We start from the raw sequence: 25920 nt of genomic DNA, 5'->3' as shown, positions 1-25920 counted from the left end.
GCCGGTCGTTCCGATAGCCTGGATCGAACGCATTCGCGCCTGCATCATCAGGCGCCCGACGCGAACGACAAGGGGATCAGATGACGACTGCTCAGGACGAGCTGAAGGCCGACAGCCGCAACGGAATCGACTACAAGGTTGCCGACCTGTCCCTCGCGGACTTCGGCCGCAAGGAGATCGAGCTCGCCGAGCACGAGATGCCCGGACTCATGGAACTGCGACGCGAGTATGCAGACGTGTTGCCGCTCAAGGGGGCTCGGATCTCCGGCTCGCTGCACATGACCGTGCAGACCGCCGTTCTCATCGAGACCCTGACCGCGCTCGGCGCAGAGGTCCGCTGGGCCTCGTGCAACATCTTCTCCACCCAGGACCACGCCGCCGCGGCGATCGTGGTGGGCCCGAACGGCACCCCGGAAGAGCCGAAGGGTGTGCCGGTCTTCGCCTGGAAGGGCGAGACCCTGGAGGAGTACTGGTGGGCGGCCGAGGAGATGCTGACCTGGCCGGGTGAACCGGCGAACATGATCCTCGACGACGGCGGTGACGCGACGATGCTCGTGCTGCGCGGCGCCGAATTCGAGAAGGCCGGCGTGGTCCCGCCCGCCGAGGACGATCATCCGGCCGAGTACAAGGTGTTCCTCGAACTGTTGCGCAAGCGCTTCGAGACCGACAAGGGCAAGTGGACCGGGATCGCCGAATCGGTCCAGGGCGTCACCGAGGAGACCACCACCGGCGTTCTGCGCCTGTACCAGTTCGCCGCCGCCGGCGATCTCGCCTTCCCGGCGATCAACGTCAACGACTCCGTCACCAAGTCGAAGTTCGACAACAAGTACGGGACCCGGCACTCGCTGATCGACGGCATCAACCGCGGCACCGACGTCCTCATCGGCGGCAAGAAGGTGCTGATCTGCGGTTACGGCGACGTGGGCAAGGGATGCGCGGAGTCGCTCGCCGGCCAGGGCGCCCGTGTCCAGGTCACCGAGATCGACCCGATCAACGCACTGCAGGCGCTCATGGACGGCTTCGACGTCGTCACCGTCGAGGACGCGATCGGCAACGCCGACATCGTCATCACCTCGACCGGCAACCTCGGCATCATCACCCTCGAGCACATGCGGGCGATGAAGCACCAGGCGATCCTCGGCAACATCGGTCACTTCGACAACGAGATCGACATGGCCGGGCTCGAGCGGTCGGGTGCCAAGCGCATCACCGTCAAGCCGCAGGTCGACCAGTGGATCTTCGAGAACGGCAAGTCGATCATCGTGCTGTCCGAGGGGCGCCTGCTCAACCTCGGCAATGCGACCGGCCACCCGTCGTTCGTGATGAGCAACAGCTTCTCGAACCAGGTGATCGCGCAGATCGAGCTGTGGACGAAGAACGACGAGTACGACAACGAGGTCTACCGTCTGCCCAAGCACCTCGACGAGAAGGTTGCGCGCATCCACGTCGAGGCACTCGGCGGCACGCTCACCAAGCTCACCAAGGAGCAGGCCGAGTACATCAACGTCGACGTCGAGGGCCCCTACAAGCCCGAGCATTACCGCTACTGATCGTCAACGACACAAGGGGCGTCCCACCGAGGTGGGACGCCCCTTGTCGTATGGTGCCGGCGTCGTATGGTGCGGGTGCGGTCAGGTACGGATGTGGTCAGGTGCCGATGTCGGGTTCGGCGTCGGGGCAGTAGATCCACGAACCCTGCTCCTTGAGGAACCGTTCCCTCGACTTCTCCGAAGCCGTTCTCTCCGTGCCCTTCTCGAGGTGAGACACGACCTCGGACTGGGCGACGTTGCCGTCGAAGGCCGTGTCGAGGAAACCGTCGAGGACGATGTCGCCGCCGTCGGCGGGTGGTGCCTCGGTGACCCGATCGCGGGATTGGGTGCACACCGCGGCGCGCATCCGGCCGACGTCGCGCGCGTTGTGTGCCGTGATGTAGGCGAGCAACGCGGAGCGGATCTCGGCCAGCGCCGTGTAGTCGGTCGACCCCGGCTCCGATCCGGTCCCGCTCGGCGAGGGGTCGCTCGTGGTCGAGGTCGGGGCGGATGAGGGGCTCGACGTGCCGGCAGCCGCGGAGTCCTCCGACGACGATCTGGTCGCCACGACCGTCACCACGAGCGCGATCACCGCGACGACCGCGACGCCGCCGAGCACCCACGCGACGATCACCCCGGTGTTGCGGCGGGGCGGCGGTGGTGGCCCGGGCGGACCGCCGAAGCCCGGGGCGAGCGCGGGCGGCCCGTATTGTCCGGGAGCGAACGGCGGACGGCCATACGGAGCGCCGGGTGGCGGCACCGGGCCGCGGCCGGGCGGGGGGCCGTACCCGCGGGGGCCGGGCGGACCGGGATACGGACGTCCCGGACCCTGCTGACCGGGACGCTGCTGACCGGGACCCTGCTGACCGGGGCCGGGTGGGCCGTAGGGCGATGGCCCGCCACCAGGTGGAGGTGGCTGATAGGTCATGGAACGCCTTCCGAAATCGTTGGTCCAAGGCTATCGAAACCGCGCGACGGGAGCATCGATCGAGTCATTCGGTCGGTGCCGTCCGGCCTGCGCTCAGATGGAGGGCCAGGTCCTGGATGTTCTCGCCGTCGTAGCGGTACCAGGGTGACATCCACGCGGCGTCGGCGAGGTCGCGATACACGGCGTCGACGCGACGCTGGAGCGCTTCGTCCCGCTCGTAGGCGTCCCGGGCCCGTGTCGCATCCCGCTCGGCCCGCGCCGCGGCGCGCTGCATCGCGACCTCGGGGGAGACCCCGAGCAGTACGTGGCGGTCGGGGACGGGCATGCCGAATCGTCCGAATTCCAGGTCGACGACCCAGCGCACGACCTCACCGGCGGCGTCCTGGTCGAGCCGCGCCGCGTTGTATGCGGCGTTGGACGCGACATAGCGGTCGAGGATCACGATGTCGTGGGCGTCGGTCGCGGCCTGGATGTCATCGACCGCGCCGGCTCGGTCGAGCGCGAAGAGCAAGGCCATGGCGTACACGCTGTCGCTGAGATCACCGTGCGAACCGTGCAGGGCCTCGGCGGCGATGTCGGCGGTTGCCGACCGGCCGTAGCGCGGGAATGTGAAGGTCGCGACCCGCAGTCCGGCCGCCGACCACCGATCGATCAAACCGGTGACCAACGTGTTCTTCCCGGCGCCGTCGAGTCCTTCGACGGCTATCAATTGACCCACGCGGGGGAGTCTAGGGGGTTGGACCGATCGGGTCAGAACGTCCGTCCCGGCGCGTCGATCACCACGGTTTCATCACGGTGATGTCACCATTGACATCATGAAGCCCCGCATCCTTGTCGTGGACGACGACGCCGCGCTCGCCGAGATGCTGACGATCGTGCTGCGCGGCGAGGGTTTCGAGCCCTTCGTGGTGGGCGACGGCACACAGGCTCTGACCGCCGTCCGGGAGATCCGACCCGATCTCGTACTCCTCGACCTCATGCTGCCCGGCATGAACGGCATCGATGTGTGCCGGGTGCTCCGCGCCGACTCCGGTGTGCCCATCGTGATGCTGACCGCGAAGTCCGACACCGTCGACGTGGTGTTGGGACTCGAGTCCGGCGCCGACGACTACATGGTGAAGCCGTTCAAGCCCAAGGAACTCGTCGCCCGAGTACGCGCGCGACTGCGCCGGACCGACGAGGAACCCGCCGAGCTGCTGTCGATCGGGCCGGTGGAGATCGACGTCCCGGCGCACAAGGTCACGCGCGACGGCGTGCCGATCTCGCTGACCCCGCTCGAGTTCGACCTGCTGGTGGCACTGGCGCGCAAGCCCCGTCAGGTCTTCACCCGCGATGTCCTCCTGGAACAGGTGTGGGGATACCGGCATCCGGCGGACACTAGACTCGTCAACGTGCATGTCCAGCGGTTACGCGCCAAGGTCGAAACCGACCCGGAGAATCCCGAGGTCGTCCTGACGGTGAGGGGGGTCGGCTACAAGGCCGGCCCGCCGTGATCGGTCGATCTCGACGACGGGTCAACAGCACTCTCGGACGCTTCACCCGCACCGCCGGCGCTGTCGGACGTGCCTTCGGGCACATCTGGCGGCGCTCGCTGCAGTTGCGGGTCGTCGTGTCCACGTTGGTGCTGTCGGTCGTCGTGCTCCTCATCCTCGGCTTCGTTCTGGTCACCCAGATCACCGACCGGCTGCTCGACGTCAAGCTGGCCGCGGCGACCGAGGAGATCGACCGGGCCCGCATCTCCGTGGAACGTGACCTCTCGAGCGGTGCGGGCAACATGTCGGTGCAGAACCGACTGCGTCAGACGCGATCGCTGCTCACCGACCGAGATGCCGACACCGGCCAGGCGTCGGGCGCGGTCGGTGCCTTCGACACCGTGCTGCTGGTGCCGGGAGGCTCCGACAACGGGGTCGCGAGCGGCGTCGGACCGACCGCCGAGGTGCCGTCGAACCTGCGTGACATGGTGCGCGGCGGGCAGGTGGCCTACCAGTACACCCAGGTCCCCGATGGGACGGGCGGGCGGGCGCCCGCGTTGATCGTGGGCAGTCCCACGAACGCCTCGGTGCCCGGCCTCGAGCTGTACCTCGTCTTCCCGCTGACCGCCGAACAGAACACGCTCGATCTGGTCCGCGGCACCCTGCTGACCGGCAGCATCGTGCTGCTCGGTCTGCTGGCCGCGATCGCCTGGCTCGTCTCGCGGCAGGTCGTCATCCCGGTGCGGTCGGCGTCGCGGATCGCGGTGCGGTTCGCCGATGGCCGACTCAAGGAGCGGATGCCGGTCCGCGGTGAGGACGACATGGCCCGGCTCGCGATGTCGTTCAACGACATGGCCGAGAGTCTGTCCAAACAGATCACCCATCTCGAGGAGTTCGGCGGGCTGCAGCGCCAGTTCACCTCCGACGTCAGTCACGAGTTGCGCACCCCGCTCACCACGGTGCGGATGGCCTCGGACGTGCTCTACGAGGGCCGCGAGGATCTGGACCCCGTCCGCAAGCGGTCGGTGGAGTTGCTCGACAAGGAGCTCGACCGTTTCGAGACGCTGCTCAACGAACTGCTGGAGATCTCGCGCCACGACGCGGGCATGGCCGAACTCGCCGCCGAACGCATGGACATGGCGATCCCGATCGACGGCGCCCTCGCCACGGTCGGTCATCTGGCCGAGGAGACCGGCACCGAGCTCGTCCTCGACCTGCCTGCCGAACCGGTCCTCGCCGAGATCGACCCGCGTCGCGTCGAGCGCATCCTGCGGAACCTGCTCGCCAATGCCATCGACCACGGTGAACGGAAACCGGTGACGCTGACCATGCGTTCGGATGGTGACGCGGTGGCGATCACCGTGCGCGATCAGGGCATCGGACTGCGTCCGGGGGAGGAGAAGCTGGTGTTCAACCGATTCTGGCGTTCCGACCCGTCGCGGTTCCGGCGCTCGGGCGGTACCGGTCTCGGGTTGGCGATCAGCATCGAGGACGCGCGCCTGCACCAGGGGAGGCTCGAGGCATGGGGCGAGCCGGGCAAGGGTGCGTGCTTCCGGCTGACCCTGCCGCTCGTGCGCGGGCACAAGGTCCTGGGCTCCCCGCTGCCGCTGAAGTCGGTGGGCACCCTGCAGCGCACGTCCGTGCCCAAGACGTCCGGCCGAGTTCCGGGCAGCCCGGGGGTGGGTGCGGAATGAGCCGGTCATCCCGGTCGGCCCGCGGTGTTCTCGCGCTGGCGTTGGCCGTCGCGGCGCTCCTCGTGGTCTCCGCGTGCGGCGCGATCCCCAACGACTCCTCGCCGCAACCCATCAAGTCGTTCGAGCGGGAGGGCGCCACCAACGCGGTCCCGGTGCCGCAGGCCGACATGGACCCCGAGGCGCTGGTGCGGGCCTTCCTCAAGTCCACGGTCGATCCCGACTCGGCTCATCGTGCAGCCCGGGCATTCCTGACCCCGGTCGCCTCCCAGCAATGGGACGATCGCGGCGACGCGCTCATCGTCGACGAGATCAACACCTTCGTCGACCAGCGCAACGAGGACTCGGTGCGGATGCGGCTGATCGGCGACAACGTCGGGACCCTCAAGTCCGACGGTCAGCTGCTCCCGGCGTCGGGGCGGGTGGAGACGAGCATCAGCCTCACGCGATCCGGTGATCAGTGGCGGATCGATGGTCCGTTGCCGAGCGGAACGATGATCGACCGCGACCAGTTCGACAACACCTACCGCCCGGTCTCGCTGTACTTCAGCGACCGAACCGGGCGCCGACTGGTGCCCGACCCGCGCTGGCTCTATGCCGGCCAGGCCACCGACCCCACCGTCCTGGTCAACCGTTTGATCGCCGGCCCCGCCTCGGATCTGGCGGCGGCCGTGGACAGCGGCTTCCCCAACGACGCCGCGCTGCGGGGCCCGGTCGTGGGTCTCGCCGGCGGCGGGGTGCGGGTGGACCTCGACGGCATCGGGAGCGCGCCGGCCCGTGATCGCGCCGTGCTCGCCGCCCAGATCATCTGGACTCTCGACGGCGCCGACATCTCCGGCCCCTATGTCATCGACGCCGACGGCGCCCCGCTGGCCGCCGAGCGGGCCTCCGGATGGCAGACCGCCGACGTCCGGGCCTTCGACCCCAACTCCGTGCCCACCACCGATGTCGGGCTGAACATCATCACCGGCGGAGCCCTGCGTGCGGTGACCGACACCGCGACGGTGCCCGTTCAGGGGCCGTTGGGTACCGCTCGCGACCTGCGTTCGGCGACCATCTCCGACAACGGGGCGCGGGTCGCGGCGGTCCGCGGCCTGTCCGGGCCCGATCGCAGGCTCGAGTTGGTGATCGGTGACTACGGCGGCGACATCGGTCCGATCGTCGGCGGCTCCTCGATCACCCGTCCGTCCTTCGGCGCCGACGAGAACACGGTCTGGGTCGTGGTCGACGGCAAGCCGATCCAGTGGCAACGCGACGACGACGGTACCCAGACGGTGCCCGTCGAGGCGTCGTCGATCCCGACGGTGGCCCGCGGTGCGATCACCGAGATGCAGGTGGCGCCGGACGGGGTGCGCGCGGCCCTCGTGGTCGGGGGACAGATCGTCTTCGCCGTCCTGTCGACCAATGCCGAGGGCGGGGTGTCGCTGACGAGTCCACGGATAGCCGCGTACAACATCGGCAACCGTGCGGTCTCGGTGGACTGGGCGTCGCCGACGACCTTGATGATCGCGCGCGAGGCGCCGGAGTCGCCGGTCGTGCAGCTGTCGATCGACGGCACCCCGGCAGTGGGCCTGCTGAGCGGCAACGTGTCACCGCCGGTGCGGGCCGTGGTCGCCAACACATCCACGATCTACGTCGGTGATCAGCGCGGGGTCCTCCGTCTGGGCAGCAGCAACGGACAGCCCGACCAGTACTGGACCGAGGTCGAGCCGGCGATGATCGGCGGCGCGATCCCCGTTCTGCCCTGATCGGCAGACGGTCTCTGCGGCCGCCGGTCGGATCGAGAACGCATGCGACCTCGGCCGGTGCGCTCGACGCGGCGAGATCCGGGTCGAGAACGGTCCTCAGGCAGCGGCCAGCACCACGACCGCGACGACGTCGATCCCGTTCTCGGACAGCACGCGTACCGACTCGGCCGCGGTCGCGCCGGTGGTCAGTACGTCGTCGACCAGGATGGCGGTCGTCCCTCGGGTCGGCGGGCCGCCAGCGTGTAGTCGCACCGCACCGCGAAGGTTCTGGGCACGGGCCCGGGCATCGAGTCCGGCGGAATCCCGTGCGGTCGCCGCCGTCCTCAGAAGCGATGCCACGCGTACGCGTCGGCCCAGGACCGGCGCCGCATACGACGCCACCGCGGTGACCGGGTCGCCACCCCGCCGGCGCGCGGTCATCCGGCGTGTGGGGGCCGGGATCAACAGCATCCGGTCGGCGTCGGGGAGCTCGCCCCAGCCGGCGAGCACGCGGATGCCGCGGGCGAGTGCGGTGCCGAGCGGGCGCGCGAGGTCTCGGCGGTCGTGTTCCTTGATCTCGATGATCGCCTGCCGGTGCGGACCCCGATAACGGCCGAGCGCCCACACGGCGACGCCCGGCTCGACCCGTGGACGGGCGGCGATCGGAACGTCGGACAGGGCGTGTTCGCACCGCGGGCACCATCGGGTCCCCGGGCGCCGGCACCCACCGCAGAGGACCGGGAGCACGAGATCGGCCCCGGCACGGAAGATCCCCCACTGCCGTGTCACCCGCCGACGGTAGGCCAACCCGATCCGGTGCGGCGGGTCCCGGCCGAGGCTGTGGACAACCGGCGCGGGGGGCTCGGCCGGGACCTTCTACCCCGATCGTCCCGACATGCCGACGCGGCGCCGCAAAACGTGGCCGATACCGGAACTTGCGGCTACGGTCGGGGGTACAGCAGGTTGCCGGCGGCCCTCGAGGCCGGCGCCGGCCACGACCGCTTTTGCCGGGAGGTGATGCCCCTGTAGCCAGAGTGTCAGCTGTCAGCTGACATGGACACATCCTCGGTGCCGTTCGAATCATCAGTGCGACAACAGATCACGATGACTCAACCGGCTTCGGGACAATTCAGGAGGTAGTTGAATGTCCACAGTCATCCACCGCAAAGGCCAGCGCGAACCGAAGACCGCCGACCCACGGCCGACCGTGGAGGAGGGCCTCGCGCCCGACCGCCAGCCAGCCGAGAACGATTCCTACGATCCAGAGTTCGCCTTCGTCCGCCCACCGGGAACGGTGGAATCCGACGATCCCGCCGAACCCACAGCCAAGGTCGTGTTCAGCGGCCGCAACGTCGAGATCCCCGACCACTACCGCATCTACGTCGGCGACAAACTCGCTCGCCTCGAGCGTTTCGATCCGACCATCTACCGATTCGACGTCGAGCTGAACCACGAACGCAACCGGAGACAGTCCAAGTCCTGTCAGCAGGTGGAGATCACCGCGACGGGCAAGGGGCCGATCGTACGGGCGCAGGCCTGTGGCGAGAACTTCTACGCCGCGCTCGAACACGCGCTGGACAAGGTCGAGTCCCGACTCCGTCGCGTCAAGGACCGCAGGCGTGTCCACCACGGCAACCGTCGGCCGCTCTCGGTCGCCGAGGCCACCGAGATCGGTGCGCCACCCCTGCGCGACAACCAGTTGTCGGTCGACGGCCTCGTCGGTGATCCCGGGACGGACTCCGTCGACACGGCCGAACGGTGGGACGACGGTGTGGAGGAGTACACGCCGGGCCAGATCGTGCGCGTCAAGGAGCACACCGCGGTACCGATGACCGTCGACGACGCGCTCTACGAGATGGAACTGGTCGGCCACGACTTCTTCCTGTTCCACGACAAGGAGACCGACAAGGCGTCCGTGGTCTACCGCAGGCATGCCTTCGACTACGGCCTCATCAGATTGACGTGACCCCCGAGCGGCCCTGATCGGCGGTCACCGGTTCGGTCCCGAGCGAGGAACTCGGGACCACCTGACGGTCCGATCAGGGTCTGCTCAGCTCACCTCGCTACCATGGGATCCGGTCTGTGCGTTCGCGCGGGCCGGATTCCGTGTGTTTTCTACAGGTGAGGGACTCGATCCACGGTGCTGAACAAGCTGTTGCGTGTCGGCGAAGGCCGCATGGTCAAGCGACTCGATGCGATCGCATCGCACGTCGAGGCGCTGTCCGATGATGTCGAGGCGTTGACCGACGCCGAGTTGCGCGCCAAGACAGACGAGTTCAAGGAGCGGATCGCCGACGGGGCGTCGCTCGACGAGCTGCTGCCCGAGGCGTTCGCGGTGGCCCGTGAGGCCGCGTGGCGCGTCCTCGACCAGAAGCACTTCCACGTCCAGATCATGGGCGGCGCGGCGCTGCACTACGGGAACATCGCCGAGATGAAGACCGGTGAGGGCAAGACGCTCACCTGTGTGCTCCCGGCGTACCTGAACGCACTCTCCGGTGACGGCGTCCACGTCGTCACCGTCAACGACTACCTGGCCAAACGCGACTCCGAGTGGATGGGTCGCGTGCACCGGTTCCTGGGTCTGGACACCGCGGTGATCCTGACCGGGATGAGCTCGGCCGCGCGTCGGGAGGCCTATGCCGCCGACATCACCTACGGCACCAACAACGAGTTCGGCTTCGACTACCTGCGCGACAACATGGCGCATTCCCTCGAGGATCTCGTCCAGCGCGGTCACGCGTTCGCCATCGTCGACGAGGTCGACTCGATCCTGGTCGACGAGGCCCGTACGCCGCTGATCATCTCCGGTCCCGCCGAGGGGTCGAGCAAGTGGTACACCGAGTTCGCGCGGATCGCCCCGCTCCTCGAGCGCGACGTGCACTACGAGGTGGACATCAAGAAGAAGACGGTCGGCGTCCACGAGGCCGGCGTCGAGTTCGTCGAGGATCGCCTCGGCATCGACAATCTGTACGAGGCCGCCAACTCGCCCCTGGTCAGCTACCTGAACAACGCGATCAAGGTCAAGGAGCTGTTCCAGCGGGACAAGGACTACATCGTCCGCAACGGCAACGTCATGATCGTCGACGAGTTCACCGGGCGTGTGCTCGACGGTCGTCGCTTCAACGAGGGTCTGCACCAGGCCATCGAGGCGAAAGAGGGCGTCGAGATCAAGGCCGAGAACCAGACGCTGGCCACGATCACGCTGCAGAACTACTTCCGTCTCTACGAGAAGCTGTCCGGTATGACCGGTACCGCCGAGACCGAGGCCGCCGAGTTCGACCAGATCTACAAGCTCGGGGTGCTGCCGATCCCGACGAACAAGCCGATGATCCGCAAGGACCAGGGCGACCTCATCTACAAGACCGAAGAGGCGAAGTTCGCCGCCGTGGTCGACGATGTCACCGAGCGCCACGAGACCGGCCAGCCGGTCCTGATCGGTACGACCAGCGTCGAACGTTCGGAGTACCTGTCGCGCCAGCTCAAGAAGCGCGAGGTGCCGCACAGCGTCCTGAACGCGAAGTTCCACGAGCAGGAGGCGCAGATCATCGCCGAGGCGGGCCGGCTCGGTGCGGTGACCGTCGCGACCAACATGGCCGGTCGTGGTACCGACGTGGTGCTCGGCGGCAATCCCGACATCATCGCCGACACCCGGCTGCGCAAGGCCGGACTCGACCCGGTGCAGACGCCCGACGAGTACGAGGCCGCGTGGGACGAGGCCATCGAGGTCGCGCGCACCGGCGCGGCCAAGGAGGCCGAGGAGGTCCGCGCGGCGGGCGGGTTGTACGTGCTCGGTACCGAGCGACATGAGTCGCGTCGTATCGACAACCAGCTGCGCGGTCGTTCGGGCCGCCAGGGCGACCCGGGCGAGTCGCGGTTCTACCTGTCGGTCGCCGACGAACTGATGCGCCGATTCAACGGCGGTGCGCTCGAGGCGATCATGAACCGCCTGCCCGACGACGTGCCGATCGAGGCCAAGATGGTCACCAAGGCCATCCGTAGCGCTCAGACGCAGGTCGAGCAGCAGAACTTCGAGATGCGCAAGAACGTCCTCAAGTACGACGAGGTGATGAACGAGCAGCGCAAGGTCATCTACGCCGAGCGCCGCACGATCCTCGAGGGCGAGGATCACCACGAGCAGGTCAAGCAGATGGTCTCCGATGTCGTCGGGGCCTATGTCGAGGGCGCGACGGCCGAGGGATATGCCGAGGACTGGGATCTCGACGAGCTGTGGTCGGCCCTGCGCGCGCTGTATCCGATCGAACTCGATCCGAAAGATGTCGTCGGCGAGTCCGAATACGGTGAGCGCGATGACATCTCGGCCGAGGAGTTGCGCGAGAAGCTCGTCGACGACGCTCGTGCCGCATACGACGCCCGCGAGAAGCAGATCGACTCGATCGCCGGCGAGGGCGCGATGCGCCAGCTCGAGCGCAGTGTGTTGCTGAGCGTGCTCGACCGCAAGTGGCGCGACCACCTCTACGAGATGGATTACCTGCGCGAGGGCATCCACCTGCGTTCGATGGCGCAGCGTGACCCGGTCGTCGAGTACCAGCGCGAGGGCTTCGACATGTTCCACGGAATGCTCGAGGGCCTCAAGGAAGAGGCGCTGACCATCCTGTTCAACGCCCAGGTCCAGACCGAGCAGCCGGCCCAGCAGCAGCCGCTCCCGAGCGCGGCCGACCTGCGCGCGGCGGTGGGCGCGGGCGCCCCGGCCCCCGTGCCGGCGGCCCCGGTGGCCGAGTCCGGTGCACAGGCCCCGGCCGCCCTGCGGGCACCGGCGCAGTCGGGTGACCCGGCCGTCACGTACTCCGGTCCGGGCGAGGGCGGCGGAACGGTCGTGCACTCCGAGGAGGAGGAGCTCTCGGGCGCGGCGGAATCCGCCAGCCGACGTGAGCGCCGCGCAGCGGCCCGTGCGACCACCAAGGGGGCCCGGCCCAAGCCCCCGAAGTCCAAGAAGCAGCGCCGCTGACACGTGTTCTGACCGCCGGCGGTCGGCCCTGGTTCTCCGGGGCCGGCCGCCGGCGATTTTTTTTCGGACCATAGGGAACCGGGACGCCGCCTGGTGCGTCCAAGTCCCATGCACCCACTCCTCACGGGTCCTGAACCCGCCCCGGCCGGCACGTCCTGGCCGCACGTGTCCGGGCCGATGCAGACACCACGGGTGCGGGTTCGTCCCGCCCCGCCGTACGAGCCGGCCGGTCCGGTGGTGGCCGCCATGCCCGGCGTCGCGCCCTCGTCGACCGTCCGTCCGTTCCCGGCGTCCACACCTGGCACGGGTTCGGCCCGTAAGACCGCGTCGGCCGCCGCCGAGGCCCGCCGCTTCGCCGTGGCGGTGTCCCGCCTGCTGTTCGAGGTGGTGGACCGTCGCCGCTCGGTCACACATCTCGGTGATGTCGTGTCGCCGGCCGTCGCCGACCAGGTCGCGGCGCTTGTGCGGCACGACGCCTTCCGGGTTCCCGAGGCACACGCCGCCGCGGCGTCAGGAGCGGTGTCGACGCCCGCCGCGACGCAGGTCCCGACCGGGAACGTGCTGCGGCGGGTGCACGTCCAGTTGTGCGATCCCAGCGCCGCGGAGGTGTTCGGATCGTATGAGGGCGGGGGACGGACCAGGGCGTTCGCCGGGCGCATCGAGCGCAAGCCGATCCGGGTCCGAGGCGCCGGACCCGCCGGCCGTGGCTCACTGCGCCGTGTCGAGTACCGCTGGCAGCTGATCGCGCTGGAATTCAACTGACGACACGCTCGTCGACGGGAGGCCATCGCGGGGCCATCGGACTCCGCAGGCCACGAGAATCAGCGTCGCCGACTAGGATCGGCGAGGTGGTCACCCGTCTGTCGCCCCGCGACGCGATGTACTACTTCCTCGACGATTCGCGGTCGACGACCCACCTCGGGGCTCTGCTGATCGTCGATCCCACGGCGGAACACAACCCCTCGGGCGAGTCTCCCGTCACCGACTCCGATGCCCCGGCCGGTGAGACGCCCCGCGAGTCGACCCTCGACTACGCGGGCCTGGTGTCTCTGGTCGAGAACCGTCTGCAACTCATCCCGCGGTATCGGCAGGTCGTCCGTGAGGTGACCCTCGGGCTGGCGCGCCCGGTGTGGGTCGACGACCCCGACTTCGACATCAATTTCCACATCCGTCGTGCCGGCCTACCTCGACCGGGCGGCACCGTCGACCTCGACGACCTCGTCGCGCGCGTGATGTCGCGGCCGCTCGACCGCACCCGGCCGCTGTGGGAGATGTACCTCATCGAGGGCCTCGCCGACGGCCGGCTCGCAATCCTCACGAAGTCGCACCGGTGCCTCATCGACGAGGCGGGCAGCCGGGAGATCAGCGAGATCATCTGCGACGGCAGCGAGCAGACCGACACGCTGCCGGAGGAGTTGTGGATGCCGGGCTCGCCACCGGGTGGCACCCACCTCGTGGTCGGTGCTCTCGCCGAGGCGTTCGCGCGTCCGGGAGATCTCGTCGACACAGTGCTGCACGGCAACGGGATCGTCTCTGAGATGCGGTCCGCCGTCGGAACAACCGTGCGACGCGTCGGGGATGTGGTGTCGCAGCTGTCCGACTCCGCGCCGCGCAGTCCACTCAACAACGCGGGCACCACGACCCGGTCGTTCACCACCGTCACGCTGCCGCGGCGCGGGTGCGCGAAGGTCGCCGAACATCACGGCTGCACCATCAACGACGTCGAACTCGCGATCATCTCCGGTGTCATGCGCAGGTGGATGCTCTCGTTCGACCCGGCCGAGGTCCCCGCCGACACCGTGCGCGTCGTCGTCCCGCTGTCCGCGCGCGACCCGGGGGTCGAACACGCGGCAGAGTCCGAACCCGGCTGGATCGGGGTGGGCAGGCCCAGCTTCGTCACCGATCTTCCGGTGGGAGAGAGTAATCCGGCTGTTCGACTGGCCCAGGTGGCCGGGCTCGCCGACCGGTACGCGCAGTCCTCCCGTCGGATGAATCTCGGCCCGAGCCCGCTGTTCCCCGAGTTGGGTGTGGTGCCGTTCCCGGAGTTCAGTTCGCGCGCATTCCGGTCACTGAACAGCCGTGCCTACAACGTGCCGGTGGCGATGGGTACCGCCCCCGTCCCGGACCGGTTCGTGCTCGGCGCGCCGGTGTCTCAGGCGTTCTCGATTCCCACCCTCGTGTCGCAGCGTGCGCTGGCGATCAGCATCGTCGAGTACCGTGACGATCTGCACTTCGCCTTCGTCGCCGACCGCGGGGTCATCGCCGATCTACCGGCGATGGCCGACTACGTGTCCGAGTCCTTCGAAGAGTTGAGCCAGCCCTACCGCGAGCCGACGGGAGCAATTGACGAATGAGGGTGTACCTGCCGGCGACGTTGGCGATCCTGATGCGGCTCAACGCCGACGGCGAGTTCCATCCGCTCGGTGGCACGGGCTTCGCGCTGACGCCCGCGCTGCGCGAGGCCTTCGTCTCCGGCGACGACGAAGAACTGTCCGAGGTCGCCTTGCGCGAGGCGGCGCGCGCGTCGCTCCGCCTGCTCGCCGGGGAGGCCCCGGAGGACGGTGACACCGATGCCGAGGCCGAACTCGCCGCCGACGAGTCGGTCACCGAGTCGGCGGACACCCCGCGTCTGCCGCCTCGGCGGGTGGTGATCGCGGCCGACGTCGAGAACGTGACGCCCCGCCCCGACCTGGACGACGCGGTGGTCAAGGTCTCCGGACCGATCCCGCTGTCGGCGATCGCATCGGTTCACGTCGACGTCGAGGAGGCGGAGCCGAAGGTCCGGGCGGCCGTGGTCGTCATCGACGCCGCCGACATGGGTGACCTCGACGCCGAACTCGCCGTCGGTGATGTCGAGGACTTCGATCTCGCGTGGTACGCAACCCAGGAGCTGCCGTTCCTGCTCGAACTTCTCTGAGCCGGCAGGCCAACCTACGGTTCCGTAGGTTACTGTGTCCCCGACACGCTCCCACGTCGAAGGCGGTTTGTGAGATGGGCTTGCTCGAACGATTCGAGGAACCGGTTTCGGGGGTCGCGGCGCGCAGCCGCGGCTCGCAATGGGTTCGGGCCGCGCTCACCCGGATCACGACCCCGCTTCTCCCCGACGACTATCTCCACCTGGCGAATCCGCTGTGGTCGGCGCGAGAGTTGCGCGGCAAGGTCGTCTCCGTGACCCGGGAGACCGAGGACACCGCCACGATCCGAATCCGGCCGGGGTGGGGCTTCTCCTTCGATTACGCCCCGGGCCAGTACGTCGGCATCGGCGTCCTGATGGAGGGGCGCTGGGCGTGGCGCTCCTATTCGCTCACCTCGACCCCCGACTCATCCGCGGACGACAAGACGATCTCGATCACGGTCAAGGCGATGCCCGAGGGATTCCTGTCGAGCCACCTGGTCAACGGTCTGCAGCCGGGGACCGTCGTTCGTCTCGCGGCGCCGCGCGGCGAATTCGTCCTGCCCGACCCGCTGCCGGAGAAGGTGCTGTTCGTGACCGCGGGAAGTGGTCTCACGCCCATCATCTCGATGCTGCGCACCGTCCGGCACCGCGACCAGCGCTCCGACATCCGGCTCGTCCACTCGACACCGACCCCGGCCGACCTGTTGTTCGCCGACGAGCTCGAGAGCCTGGCGGCCGACGGCATCGTCGATCTGCACGTGCAGTACACGCGATCGGACGGGCAGATCACCCCGGAGGTGTTGCCGTCCCTGTGCGCCGACTGGCGCGATCGTCAGACCTGGGCCTGCGGCCCCGCCGGTTTCCTCGACGGCCTGCAGCGTCTGTACACGGAGGCGCATCTCGCCGACCGGTTGCACATCGAGCGGTTCGCCCTCGAGCGCGGCGTCGTCGGGGCCCAGGGCGGCACCGTCACGTTCTCGCGGTCCGGGAAGTCGGCGGCCGTCGACGGAGCGACCACGTTGCTCGAGGCGGGGGAGTCGGCGGGCGCGATGATGCCCTTCGGATGTCGGATGGGTATCTGTCAGAGCTGTGTGGTCATGCTCGACAAGGGATGTGTGCGCGATCTGCGTTCGGGAGTCGAACATGTCGAGGGCGAACGAATCCAGACCTGTGTCAGCGCCGCGGCGGGGGATTGCACACTCGACGTCTGACCAGGCAGTTCGCCGCGTGCCGCTCGTGCCGACCAGTGACCCGGTAGGGTGAACGACGTGCGTGGTGAGAGGAAACCGGCCCGTGGAAACGCCGGCGAAGGCACCAGTGAGAGCTGAGGCCCCGGTCCCCAGCCCGATCCCCGTCCTGAGTGACGGAGGGGTCACGTTGCGGCCGCACGAGCCCCACGATCTCGATCGGATGGTCGAACTCGCGGCGGATCCGGCCATGATGCGGTGGACCCCGATCCCCGCTCCGTACAGCCGTGCGGCAGCAGAGCGCTTCGCGCTCGACTATGCACCGCGGAGCTGGGCGAACGGCACCCGGATGCTGTGGGCTGTCGAATTCGACGGGCGATTCGTCGGCACCGTCGACATCGAGGGTGAGGGCCCGCTGACGCGGCTCAGCTACGACCTGCATCCCGACGCCCGCGGGTGGGGCGTGATGAAGCGCGCCGTCCTGCTCGCCGTCAACTATGCGTTCGGCGAGGCAGGCAAGGAAGTCGTCCGCTGGACGACCGTGGCCGGCAACATCGACGCGCTGCGGGTGGCCCACTCGTGCGGCTTCCGTCTCGACGCCGCGGTGCAGAACGGCGTCGAGGTCCGCGGTCACATTCGCGACGCCTGGGTGGGATCGCTGCACGCGGACGATCCGCAACACCCGAAAACCGACTGGCGGACAGACGTTTTCGAGACGGAGCGATTCCGTCTCCGGCCGCTCGCGGAGTCCGACGACCCCCGGATCCGGGAGACGCTCGACGACCCGGCGTCGCGCAAGTACCTCTTCGCGCGGCCCGATCCGCTGGAGCTCGAACATGCCGCCGCCGAGCGTCTCCGCAAATGGTGGACCGCAGCGCAGGGCACGACGTGCACGTGGGCCGTGGCCGACCGCGAGACCGACGACTATCTGGGCGACATCACCCTCCTGCACATCGACGAGGTCACCGGAGCCGAGGCGGGTTTCTACACGCACCCGGAGGCGCGTGGGAAAGGTGTTCTCGCCGAAGCGTTCCCGGCTGCGGTTCGATACGCCTTCGACAAGCTGGGATTCCGACGCCTGACCCTGTTCGCCGCCGACAGCAACGAGGGCAGCAAGAAGCTCGCCCGCAACGCCGGCTTCCGCGAATTCGGCACCCAGAAGCTCGCCGCCCGATCCGACGGCGTTTTCGAGGATCTCGTCGGCTTCGAGTTGTTCTGCGACGACTACGAGGCCCACCGCAACAACTGACCGGACCGCGGCTTTCGTCGACTGTGCGCTGATTTCCGTCGACTGTGCGCCCGGGCGGTCCCACGACGGAGCTCGTTCGCGATCGCCCGAGCTCGTTCTCCACTGTCCGAGCCCAGGTTCGTCACACTCACTGGACACGACGCCGCCGCCAACCTACGCTTGCGTAAGTTACGGAAACGTAGGCGTAGGCAGCGGTCGACAGGCGCACCTCAGCACGCGCGCGACGGACCGACCACCGGCGAAGGGAACCACACACATGGCGATCTCCGACATCCCCGAATACGCACATCTGACCGAATCCGACGTCGCTGCCCTGGGCGCCGAGCTCGACGCGATCCGCGCCGACATCGAAGCCGATCGCGGCGAGCGCGACGCGCGCTACCTGCGGAACACGATCCGATTCCAGCGTGGCCTGGAGATGACCGGTCGCGTGCTGCTGTTCGGGTCGACCCGCAAGTCGGCCTGGTGGGCGGGTGCCTGCACGCTCGGCGTCGCGAAGATCGTCGAGAACATGGAGCTCGGGCACAACGTGATGCACGGGCAGTGGGACTGGATGAACGATCCGGAGGTGCACAGCACCACCTGGGAGTGGGACAACACCGACCCGTCGGCGCACTGGAAGCACACCCACAACTACATCCATCACAAGTACACGAACGTGCTCGGCATGGACGACGACGTGGGTTACGGTCTCCTGCGCGTCACCCGCGATCAGCGGTGGCGCCCGTTCAATTACGGAAACCTCGTCTACAACACCATTCTCGCGCTGGCGTTCCAGTACGGCGTCGCGGTGCAGCACCTCGAACTCGGCAAGAAGCGCAAGACCCCCGAGGCGCAAGAAGAGTTCCGGCGCAACCGCAACGACGTGCTGTCGAAAATCGGCAAGCAGGTCGCCAAGGACTATCTCGCATACCCGGCGCTGGTCAGCGCCGCGACCGGACACAAGGTCGGGTACGGCCGCGCCTACGCCAAGGCGGCGACCGCGACCGCGCTCGGCAACGTCATCCGCAACGTGTGGAGCAACGCCGTCATCTTCTGCGGGCACTTCCCGGACGGTGCGGAGAAGTTCACCAAGCAGGACATCGACAACGAGACGCAGGCGGAGTGGTACCTGCGGCAGATGCTCGGCAGCGCCAACTTCGACGCGGGGTTCCCGCTCGCCTTCATGAGCGGCAACCTGTCGTACCAGATCGAGCACCACATCTTTCCGGACCTGCCGAGCAACCGGTACGCCGAGATCGCGGTGCGCGTGCGAGCCCTGTGCGACAAGTACGACCTGCCCTACACCTCGGGGCCCTTCCCGGTGCAGTACGCGAAGGCGTGGCGGACGATCGCCAAGCTCTCGCTGCCGGACAAGTACCTGTCGGCGACCGCGGACGATGCTCCCGAGACCGCCTCGGAACGTCGCTTCAAGCAGGGGCTGCCCGAAGGTGCGCGACTGCAGGCGACGATCGACGAGGCGACCGGTGCGCGCCGGGGACTGCGTTCGGCCATCGCGTCGCTTCGCTCCCGGCGGGGCGGTCGGACTGTGCCGGGCGCGCTCCGGTCCCGTCGGACCCGGAACGACATCGACGCGTCGGACGTCCGTTCCGACGAGCGGGCCGCTTGATCCGCGCAGGTCAGGCGACCGACAGTCAGCGAGAACGAGGCAGTGGCCCCGGCAGGGGCATAATGAGGCGCAATGGCAATCACTGATATCAACGAGTACGCGCATCTGACCGACGCCGACGTGGAAGCACTCGGCGCCGAGCTCGACGCGCTCCGCCGCGAGATCGAGGCGGACCGCGGCATGCGTGACGTCCGATATCTTCGGCGCACCATCTTCGCGCATCGCGCCCTGGAGGTCGCGGGCCGCGTCGCGCTGCTCGGCAGCCGCTCACGGCCCCTGTGGCTGCTGGGCACCGGGGCGCTCGCACTCTCGAAGATCATCGAGAACATGGAGCTCGGGCACAACGTGATGCACGGGCAGTGGGATTGGATGAACGACCCGGAGGTCCACTCGACCACCTGGGAATGGGACATGGTGTGCGCGTCCCCGCACTGGAAGCACTCCCACAACTACATCCATCACAAGTACACCAACGTCCTGGACATGGACCACGACGTCGGTTACAAGACGCTGCGCGTCACGCGCGACGAACCGTGGAAGCCCAAGCAGCTTCTCCAGCCGGTCACCAACATCCTGCTCGCCGCACTGTTCGAGTGGGGCATCGGCCTGCACGACCTCGACATCAAGGACGCCATCTCGGGCAAGAAGCCCAAAGAGGTCGCCGTCCCGCAGTTGAAGGTCTTCGCGCGCAAGGTCGGCAAGCAGCTCGCCAAGGACTATGTTCTGTTCCCGGCGCTGTCGGGACCGAACTTCACGCACACGCTCACGGCCAACCTCACCGCGAACCTCATCCGCAACGTGTGGGCCTACGTGGTGATCTTCTGCGGCCACTTCCCGGACGGCGCGGAGAAGTTCACCGCGGACACGCTCGAGAACGAGACACAGGGCCAGTGGTACCTGCGGCAGATGCTCGGTACGGCGAACTTCGACGCCGGCCCGGCGATGGCGTTCTTCAGCGGCAACCTCTGCTACCAGATCGAGCACCACCTGTATCCGGACCTGCCGAGCAATCGGTACGCCGAGATCGCGGTGCGCGTGCGGGCACTGTGCGACAAGTACGACCTGCCGTACACCACGGGATCGATTGTGGTGCAGTATCTTCAGACTCTGCGCACCATCAACAAGCTGGCGCTGCCCGACTCGTTCCTGCGCGACACCGCCGACGACGCCCCGGAAACCGCGTCGGAGAAGCGCTTTGCCGGGATGGCTCCCCGCGCGACCGGCCTCAAGACCGCCATCCGCGAGCTGCGCGCCCGTCGTCGTCGGCGGTGACGATCAGTCCGGTCACCCCTCCGGCGTCCGCGGCTCCTCGGCCACATCGCCGTCGCCGCCGCTGACCGCCACCAGGAGGTGGCGCACCGCCATGGCGCGGCGGTACGAGTGACCGGTCAGTTCGTCCAGCCTGCACTCGGGATCCGCCGGTGGGCCCAGATGGGTACAGCCGCGCGGACATTCGTCGATCGCGGCATGCAGGTCGTCGAAGGCGGCGACGATGTCGTCGGGTCCGACGTGTGCGAGTCCGAAGGACCGGATGCCGGGTGTGTCGATGACCCAGCCGCGCGGGCCCGCGTCGTCGGGCAGTGCCAGGGCCACCGACTGGGTGGAGGTGTGCCGGCCCTTGCCGACGCCCGACACCACGCCGGTCGCCCGATACGCGTCCGGCACAAGGCGATTGACCAGGGTGGACTTGCCCACCCCGGAGTGGCCGATGAACGCGGTGATCCGGCCCCGTAGCGTCGCCAGGATCTCGTCGAGGGGGTCATCACGCCCCGCGCACACCACCGGCAGGTCGAGATCGGCGAATGCGGCGGTGAACTCGGCCGGATCGGCGAGGTCCGACTTGGTCAGACACAGGACAGGGGACAGTCCGCCCACATACGCCGCGGCCAGCGCGCGTTCGACGAAGCCGGTGCGCGGCGGCGGGTCCGCCATGGCGGTCACGATGAGGAGCTGGTCGGCGTTGGCCACCACGATCCGTTCATACGGATCGGAGTCATCTGCGGTGCGTCGCAACACGGTTCGTCGCTCGGCGACGCGCACGATGCGCGACAGCGTGTCCGGCCGTCCGGACAGGTCACCCACGACGGAGACGTCGTCGCCCACGACGATCGGAGTGCGTCCCAGCTCCCGGGCGCGCATCGCGACCACCCGCCGGGCCGGGTCGCCGTCGAGCACCACGCCCCAGCGGCCCCGGTCCACCGACACCACCATGGCCTGCTCGGCGTCGTCATGCGACGGTCGCGTCTTGGTGCGCGGTCGGGTGCCCTTTCCGGGACGAACCCGAACGTCGGATTCGTCGTAGCTCGCCGCGCGGCGACTCAACGGCGCGCCCGTCCTCGACAACTCATGCGCGCCCCAGCATCCGCTGCCACATACCCGGGAAATCGGGCAGCGTCTTGCTCGTCGTCTCGATGTCGGCGACTGTCACGCCGGGTGTGACGAGGCCGATGATCGCGCCCGCGGTGGCCATCCGATGGTCGGCATAGGACTCCCACGTGCCCCCGTGCAACGGTGCGCCCGCGGTGCCGATGATGCGGAGGCCGTCGTCGGTCTCGGCGCACGTCCCGCCCAGGCGGGTGATCTCGGTGGTGAGTGCGGCGAGCCGATCGGTCTCGTGCCCGCGGAGATGCGCGATCCCCGACAGCACCGACTCCCCGTCGGCCAGTGCGCACAGTGCGGCGATCGTGGGGGTGAGTTCGCCGATGTCCCGGAGGTCGAGGTCGACCGCCTTGAGCACCTCGGGTCCGTTGACCGACAGCGTTCCGTCGAGATGTTCGACGGCACAACCCATCCCGGCCAGGACGTCCGCGATGCGCGCGCCCGGCTGGGTGGTCACCGCCGGCCAGTACGGCACCCGAACGGTGCCGCCGGTGACGGCCGCCGCGGCGAGGAATGCGGCCGCATTCGACAGATCGGGTTCGACGGTCCAGTCGACGGCCGCGATGGGTCCGGGCGCGACACTCCAGACGTTCGGGACAGAGGTGTCGACGACGACGCCGGCCGTCGCCAGCATCTCCACCGTCATGTCGATGTGCGGGGTCGACGGGACGGGTGGTCCGTCATGCCGGATCACGACGCCGGCGTCGAATCGCGCCGCCGACAACAGGAGTCCGGACACGAACTGCGAGGATCCGGACGCATCGATGGTGACCTCGCCGCCCGGGACGGAACCTTTGCCGTCGATGGTGAAGGGCAGCCGATCGCCGTCGACGGCGACACCGAGCCCGCGCAGGGCGTCGAGGATGGTGGTCTGCGGCCGTTCGCGCGCATGGGGATCGCCGTCGAAGAGCACGCGACCGGTGGCCAGGGCGGCGGCCGGGGGCAGGAAACGCATCACGGTCCCGGCGAGGCCGCAATCCACCGCGGCGCCGTGGAGTGGTCCGGGCAGGACGGACACCGTGGTCTCGCTCGCGGGGTCGATCCGGATCTCGGTGCCGAGTGCCTCGAGCGCGGCGAGCATCAGGTTGGTGTCGCGACTCCGAAGGGTTCCGCGGACGGTCGACGGTCCGTCGGCGAGGGCGGCGAGGACGAGTGCGCGGTTGGTGATCGACTTGGAACCCGGCAACTCCACGGTCGCATCGAGGCCGCCTTCGGCGGGGGCATCGAGGCCGCCTTCGCTGGGCGCATCGTGTCCACCGGTGACGGTCGGCGCGTTCCAGGAACTCATGGCGTCCAGTCTGTCATGGCGCGTCCACGTCCTCGGCCACCGATCGGACCGGGTCCGTGTCTACCGGGTGTCCTTGCGCAACGGATGATCGGCGGGGATCTGGACGACGATGAGGGTGCGGCCGTCCGGGTCGGTCGCGTGCATCTCGATCAGACCCCAGGGCTCGGTACGCGGCTCGCGGGTCACGGGAACCCCGCTCTCGCGGAACTCGATGGCGATCGCCTCGGCGTCCCGGACCTGCAGCCAGAGAACCGAATCGCTCGCCGGGGCGGGCGCGTCGGTCTTCATGTGCGACGAGATCTCGATGAGCCCGTTGCCGGCGAAGAACACCACGCCGCCCGGATACTCGCGATGGATCGGCAGCCCGAGCCGGTCGCGGTAGAACGACTGCAGGCGTTCGGGATCGGCCGAGAGCAGGAGCACCCGGCTGGACAGCACCTCCATCTACTGCCCCTCGGTCGTTCCGGCGGAACCGCCGAGCGCGTGACCGCGGTTGACATCGCTCCCGAGGCTGGCCGCGTCGTAGGCCGCGCGTTCGCGGGCCAGGCGGTCGGTCTCACCGATCGGCGCCGAATCGCCGAAGGCGAACGCGGAGTCATGTGGCCATTCGTGCGGGACGTCGGGGTCGATGATGCGCCCGTCGTCGTCTGCCGGCTCGGGGTCGTGTCTGGGGGACATGGGCTCCACGATAGGCCGAACCGGTGCCAGCGCGCCGGGACTCGAGGGACGGACACCGTTGCGCGATCGTGCGGTCGTCGCAGTACAACCGCAAGGTCGCGGGCCTAGCGTTGTCCTGGGCCGGGGGATTCGCATGCGATCACCGGGAGGGACCATGACCAGCACCGAGCACCGGACCGAACACCGCGCCTTCGCCGAACCCGACGAGGTCCGCACCTTCGGACACGGCCAGATCGAAGTACTCAACGTGGGGCACTCGGACATCGGCCGGATGACCCTGCAGCCCGGCTGGCGATGGTCGGTCGACGTCAAACCGATGGCCGGCACCGAACTCTGCGAGGCGCCGCACTTCCAGTACCACGCCGCCGGTGTCCTACACGTCGTGATGGCGGACGGAACCGAGTTCGACGCGGGACCCGGCGAGATCACCTCGCTGCCCTCCGGCCACGACGCCTGGGTGGTCGGCGACGACCCCGTGGTCCTCGTGGACTTCTACGGCGCCAGCAACTACGCGAAAAAGCACGGGTGAGGTCCGCGACCGGGTGAGTCCATCCGGTCAGGACCCGCGACGAGAGAATCCACCCGAGGTGTAACCGTCCCAGGTGTCGAAGAGTCGCAACACCTTCGGGTCGTCGAGGCCCTTGATGTGATCGGCCAGGTCTTTGGGCGTCGCCGGGTTGGTGACGATGAACGGGTGCAGCGACGCGTCGTGCTCGGCCAGATAACGGAGGGTGTCGGCCGGGGTGTCGGGGTCGGCGGCCGCCAGTGCGTCGCGCGGGTCGAAGGCGGCGGCGCGCACACCGTCCGCGCCGGAGAGATCGGTCGATCCGCCCGGGGCGCCGACCACCGCGATGTCCCCGGTGTTGTGGTAGTCGACCGGGTCGGCGGAGACGCTCCGGGTGTTCAACAGGAGGTTCAGCACGATCGCGGTGAGGGCGCCGGCCGAGATCCCCGAGTGGAAGATGGTCTGGAACCAGTCGGGGAACTGTGAGTAGAGATCCAGGACCACGTTGACCGGCGCCTCACCGAGTTCGCGATCGGTGTAGTAGATCTTCGCCTCGGTCAGCATCGCCACACCGACCGAGATCGCGACGACCAGGATGTTGGTGTTGTTCAGCTTCGCCTTGGCGAGCGTCCGGATGCCGCTGGCCGCGACCATGCCGAACAGGGCGACGCCGGCCCCACCCAGGACGGGCAGCGGGATGCCCTCGATGACGGCCGCCATCTTGGGCAGGAGGCCCAGGACGACCAGGATGACGCCCGCGCACGTCGCGACGTGCCGGGTCTTGACGCCGGTGATCGCGACCAGGCCGACGTTCTGCGCGAACGCCGTGTATGGGAAGGTGTTGAACACGCCGCCGAGCGCGGTGCCCAGACCGTCGGCGCGCATGCCGTCGGCCAGCTTGCGCGGGGTGATCTTCTTGTCGACGATCTCGCCGACGGCGACGATGTCACCGGTGGTCTCGGTCATGATCACGACCCCGACGATGATCATCGAGATGATCGCGCTGACCTCGAAGGTGGGCGCGCCGAACTGAAACGGCTGGGGGATGCCGACCCACGGATACTCGCCGACCTGATCCCAGTGCGTCATCCCGAACGGGATCGAGATGACCGTGCCGATCGCGAGACCGAGCAGGATCGACACTCGGCGGATCGCGGCGGGGGCGAAGCGTTCGATGCCGACGATGACGGCGAGCGTCAGGAATCCGAAGGCGATGTTCTTCGGGTCGCCGAAGTCGGGACCCGCGGCGGTGCCGCCACCGAACCAGCCTGCCGCCACCCGCATCAGGGACACGCCGATGATGAGGATGATCGTCCCGGTGACCAGTGGTGGGAAGAACCGGATCAGTTTCCCGACGATCGGCGCGACCGCGATCATGAAAACACCGCAGGCGATCACCGAACCGTAGATGGCGGTGATCCCATACGACGTCCCGATCGTGATCATCGGTCCGACGGCGGCGAAGGTGACGCCCTGCATGAGCGGGAGGCGGACGCCGAACCGCCAGAAGCCCACGGCCTGCAGGATCGTCGCGATCCCGGCGACGAACAGGTCGGCCATGATCAGGTGCACGATGTCGCCCTGCTCGAGCTGTCCGGCACCCACCATGGCGCCGCCGACGATGAGAGGTACCGCGACGGCTCCGGCGTACATGGCCAGGACGTGCTGCAGGCCGAGTGGGAAGAGGCGGACGAACGGCGGGATCTCGTCCACCGGGTGTGCGGCGGCCCTCCCGTTCCGGACGACATCGAGAATCGACATGGTCAGAGTTCTACGGTTCCCACGTTTCGGCGACCGTGCAGACGTATGTCCGCGA

At 68.5% G+C, this 25920-nt stretch carries 22 protein-coding genes; 14 read left to right on the top strand and 8 right to left on the bottom strand.

What is annotated here, in order from left to right; genetic code table 11:
- Positions 1 to 80 precede the first annotated feature (80 nt).
- Positions 81 to 1550: an adenosylhomocysteinase gene (gene ahcY / locus ABIC25_RS20760; RefSeq protein WP_248643248.1), complete on the top strand. Its 1470-nt coding sequence runs from the start codon at positions 81 to 83 to the stop codon at positions 1548 to 1550.
- Positions 1551 to 1647: 97 nt separating this feature from the next.
- On the opposite strand, the gene ABIC25_RS20755 is transcribed toward ahcY, so the two are convergent.
- Together ABIC25_RS20755 and ABIC25_RS20750 are read right to left on the bottom strand one after the other, a co-directional pair.
- Positions 1648 to 2457 (bottom strand): hypothetical protein, encoded by an 810-nt coding sequence (locus ABIC25_RS20755; protein WP_248643247.1) that lies wholly within the window; start codon positions 2455 to 2457, stop codon positions 1648 to 1650.
- 64 nt (positions 2458 to 2521) lie between these two features.
- Entirely contained in the window at positions 2522 to 3175 is a 654-nt protein-coding gene (locus ABIC25_RS20750; protein WP_248643246.1) for a dTMP kinase, read from the bottom strand.
- 88 nt (positions 3176 to 3263) lie between these two features.
- Between ABIC25_RS20750 and mtrA the strand changes: the two genes are divergently transcribed.
- From mtrA to lpqB, 3 genes are read left to right on the top strand one after another with little or no spacing between them, the layout of a single operon-like run.
- Entirely contained in the window at positions 3264 to 3950 is a 687-nt protein-coding gene (gene mtrA, locus ABIC25_RS20745; RefSeq protein WP_081487056.1) for an MtrAB system response regulator MtrA, read from the top strand.
- On the top strand, positions 3947 to 5623 hold the full coding sequence (gene mtrB, locus ABIC25_RS20740; RefSeq protein WP_248643245.1) for an MtrAB system histidine kinase MtrB: 1677 nt from the start codon (positions 3947 to 3949) through the stop codon (positions 5621 to 5623). The genes mtrA and mtrB overlap by 4 nt, the downstream gene beginning before the upstream one ends.
- Positions 5620 to 7368, top strand: coding sequence for an MtrAB system accessory lipoprotein LpqB (gene lpqB, locus ABIC25_RS20735; RefSeq protein WP_239399342.1), 1749 nt, complete (start codon positions 5620 to 5622; stop codon positions 7366 to 7368). Before mtrB ends, lpqB begins: the two co-directional genes overlap by 4 nt.
- Positions 7369 to 7464: 96 nt before the next feature.
- On the opposite strand, the gene ABIC25_RS20730 is transcribed toward lpqB, so the two are convergent.
- Positions 7465 to 8136 (bottom strand): ComF family protein, encoded by a 672-nt coding sequence (locus ABIC25_RS20730; RefSeq protein ID WP_354562953.1) that lies wholly within the window; start codon positions 8134 to 8136, stop codon positions 7465 to 7467.
- 355 nt (positions 8137 to 8491) lie between these two features.
- On the opposite strand from ABIC25_RS20730, the gene hpf reads away from it, so the two are divergent.
- From hpf to ABIC25_RS20685, 9 genes are all read left to right on the top strand, one after another.
- Entirely contained in the window at positions 8492 to 9313 is an 822-nt protein-coding gene (gene hpf / locus ABIC25_RS20725; RefSeq protein WP_064570067.1) for a ribosome hibernation-promoting factor, HPF/YfiA family, read from the top strand.
- Between the two features lie 174 nt (positions 9314 to 9487).
- A complete protein-coding gene (gene secA, locus ABIC25_RS20720; RefSeq protein WP_004023508.1) occupies positions 9488 to 12313 on the top strand; it encodes a preprotein translocase subunit SecA in 2826 nt (941 codons plus the stop codon).
- A gap of 108 nt (positions 12314 to 12421) precedes the next feature.
- Positions 12422 to 13075, top strand: coding sequence for an Rv3235 family protein (locus tag ABIC25_RS20715; protein WP_502916475.1), 654 nt, complete (start codon positions 12422 to 12424; stop codon positions 13073 to 13075).
- Between the two features lie 86 nt (positions 13076 to 13161).
- On the top strand, positions 13162 to 14667 hold the full coding sequence (locus ABIC25_RS20710; RefSeq protein ID WP_354562950.1) for a wax ester/triacylglycerol synthase domain-containing protein: 1506 nt from the start codon (positions 13162 to 13164) through the stop codon (positions 14665 to 14667).
- Positions 14664 to 15230, top strand: coding sequence for a DUF6912 family protein (locus ABIC25_RS20705; RefSeq protein ID WP_004023505.1), 567 nt, complete (start codon positions 14664 to 14666; stop codon positions 15228 to 15230). Before ABIC25_RS20710 ends, ABIC25_RS20705 begins: the two co-directional genes overlap by 4 nt.
- 74 nt (positions 15231 to 15304) lie before the next feature.
- Positions 15305 to 16420, top strand: coding sequence for a ferredoxin reductase (locus ABIC25_RS20700; protein WP_248643241.1), 1116 nt, complete (start codon positions 15305 to 15307; stop codon positions 16418 to 16420).
- A gap of 82 nt (positions 16421 to 16502) precedes the next feature.
- Positions 16503 to 17645: a GNAT family N-acetyltransferase gene (locus ABIC25_RS20695; RefSeq protein WP_435529112.1), complete on the top strand. Its 1143-nt coding sequence runs from the start codon at positions 16503 to 16505 to the stop codon at positions 17643 to 17645.
- Between the two features lie 256 nt (positions 17646 to 17901).
- A complete protein-coding gene (locus tag ABIC25_RS20690) occupies positions 17902 to 19254 on the top strand; it encodes a fatty acid desaturase family protein (RefSeq protein ID WP_354562947.1) in 1353 nt (450 codons plus the stop codon).
- Between the two features lie 72 nt (positions 19255 to 19326).
- Positions 19327 to 20526 carry a fatty acid desaturase family protein gene (locus tag ABIC25_RS20685; protein WP_239399326.1) on the top strand — a complete coding sequence of 400 codons (1200 nt, stop codon included), beginning with the start codon at positions 19327 to 19329 and terminating at the stop codon, positions 20524 to 20526.
- Positions 20527 to 20538: 12 nt separating this feature from the next.
- Here the strand turns inward: ABIC25_RS20685 and rsgA are convergent, their stop codons facing one another.
- Genes rsgA through ABIC25_RS20665 form a run of 4 tightly spaced genes read right to left on the bottom strand, consistent with a single transcriptional unit; the run spans position 20539 to position 23599 of the window.
- Positions 20539 to 21576: a ribosome small subunit-dependent GTPase A gene (rsgA, locus tag ABIC25_RS20680; RefSeq protein WP_354562946.1), complete on the bottom strand. Its 1038-nt coding sequence runs from the start codon at positions 21574 to 21576 to the stop codon at positions 20539 to 20541.
- A gap of 22 nt (positions 21577 to 21598) precedes the next feature.
- Complete coding sequence (gene aroA, locus ABIC25_RS20675; protein WP_239399322.1) at positions 21599 to 22921, bottom strand: 3-phosphoshikimate 1-carboxyvinyltransferase; 1323 nt, start codon at positions 22919 to 22921, stop codon at positions 21599 to 21601.
- A gap of 60 nt (positions 22922 to 22981) precedes the next feature.
- On the bottom strand, positions 22982 to 23365 hold the full coding sequence (locus tag ABIC25_RS20670; RefSeq protein ID WP_239399320.1) for a VOC family protein: 384 nt from the start codon (positions 23363 to 23365) through the stop codon (positions 22982 to 22984).
- Complete coding sequence (locus ABIC25_RS20665; RefSeq protein ID WP_354562944.1) at positions 23366 to 23599, bottom strand: hypothetical protein; 234 nt, start codon at positions 23597 to 23599, stop codon at positions 23366 to 23368.
- 154 nt (positions 23600 to 23753) lie between these two features.
- Between ABIC25_RS20665 and ABIC25_RS20660 the strand changes: the two genes are divergently transcribed.
- Entirely contained in the window at positions 23754 to 24128 is a 375-nt protein-coding gene (locus ABIC25_RS20660; RefSeq protein ID WP_354562942.1) for a cupin domain-containing protein, read from the top strand.
- 27 nt (positions 24129 to 24155) lie between these two features.
- Here ABIC25_RS20660 and ABIC25_RS20655 read toward each other — a convergent pair whose 3' ends face one another.
- Positions 24156 to 25865 (bottom strand): nucleobase:cation symporter-2 family protein, encoded by a 1710-nt coding sequence (locus ABIC25_RS20655; RefSeq protein WP_354562941.1) that lies wholly within the window; start codon positions 25863 to 25865, stop codon positions 24156 to 24158.
- Between the last annotated feature and the right edge of the window lie 55 nt (positions 25866 to 25920).

Source organism: Gordonia sp. PvP123, assembly GCF_040547295.1.
GTDB lineage: Bacteria > Actinomycetota > Actinomycetes > Mycobacteriales > Mycobacteriaceae > Gordonia > Gordonia terrae.
The sequence above is the reverse complement of the archived record's forward strand: the minus strand, read 5'-3'. Positions and strand labels throughout refer to the sequence as shown.